The following is a 1,425-nucleotide window of genomic DNA, read 5'->3' on the forward strand; positions in this document are numbered from 1 at the left end:
TAGAGATAAGACACGTTGGCGGAGAAGTCGTCGTTAAAGTCGTAGGTCGCGGAAACGGTCGCTTTATGTTCCGGCACCGCTTGCAGGCCGCTGGATACAAAATCGGAGCCGCCTTCAACAAGTGCGCGTCCCTTGTCGTTGTATTCAGTTTCGCCATGAACCCAGGCGTAGGACTCTTCGAGCGAGAGTTTGCCGAATCTTTGCGAAAGAGCCACTTCCGCTCCGTAGCGCTTTGTCTTGTAAATATTCATTGTTCGCGTATCGCGGTAGAAGGAGAAGCTTCCCTCCCCCTGCATTTTGATGCGGTCCATTTGGTTGTCGGTTTCCGAGTACCAAAGCGTCAGACTGACCGTTGTAAATGCGAACTGATCTCTGAGGCCGATTTCAAAAAGGTCGAACGTTTCGTCATCGGCGTCCGTTTCCGTGTACACGCGGCTTGTGCCGTAGTAGCGCTCATCCGAAATCTGGATCCCGTCCGGTGTCGTGTATCCGCGTTCGTACCGTGCATAGATGCGCCCCGTATCGCGATAAAGCCATGCGGCCGAAAGTTCAAAGGCGCTGTTCCAGCGTTCGGAGGTTGATGCGCCTGCTATGTTTTGTCCTTTCTTGTCGAACGTCCAGTCGGTGCGTTCCCCGCGGGCGCCCTGCGTGAATTCAAAAGAACCGGTTCGATAGGTGTTGAGCAGATAGAGCGCCGTCAGCTCGCGGTCGTAGTTGAAGCTGTACGGTTCCGGCAGGTAGTTGAACGTCCCGTCGGGATTAAGCATCGGACTGCCGAGCTTTTTCCCGTCGTAATTGAGCGAGGCTTTTTGTTTCGAGTAGTCGAAGCCGATGAGCAGATTGGAATCGTCGCCGTATCCGAGGTCGAGCTTCATGCGAGTGCCGTAGCCGTCATGCTCCATGCGCTGATTTTCACCGGAGTCGATGTTGGTGTAGAAGCCGTCCGTGTAGAAAACGTCGCCCGAAAAATGTACGCGCTCTGAAAAGTCGTTGGAATAGGTGGCATTGACGGTCGTGAGATCGCGGTCTCCATTAAGGTACGTCGTTCTGGTCCGTCGCATCGGCGCCCCTGTTGCGGGATCCATGCCGATCGTTTCCGTGATGGTGGGAACGTAGTCTTTTCCGTATTTTTCTATGACATCGGGCGTCACGCTGCCGACATACTGCGAGTCTTCCGTGAGGTGACTGACACGAAGGAGTACGGTTTGCTTGTCTGTGGCATTAAAGCGCAACCCTGCCGAGTAATATTCGGAATCGCGATAAGTGTCGTTGAACCAAAGATCCCGATCCAGCTTAGACGCCGAAGCCGTGAAGGCAAAACGATCGTCGAAAAATTTACCGCCGACATTGGCGCTCAGTCGGGTGCCGTCCGAATTCCATTCGGCATTGGCCGTATTCTTCGGATCCTCCATTGCTCGGAGATCC

The 1,425-nt window shown here is 54.1% G+C and carries 1 protein-coding gene; it reads right to left on the bottom strand.

Annotated features, from left to right (window positions below; all coding sequences use genetic code 11):
• Nucleotides 1-1,412 (bottom strand): TonB-dependent receptor (locus tag H6A60_RS11315; protein ID WP_205104681.1); only part of this gene is annotated, 1,412 nt, incomplete at its 3' end.
• Between the last annotated feature and the right edge of the window lie 13 nt (nucleotides 1,413-1,425).

Source organism: Sutterella massiliensis (assembly GCF_016899755.1).
Classification (GTDB): Bacteria; Pseudomonadota; Gammaproteobacteria; order Burkholderiales; family Burkholderiaceae_F; genus Sutterella; species Sutterella massiliensis.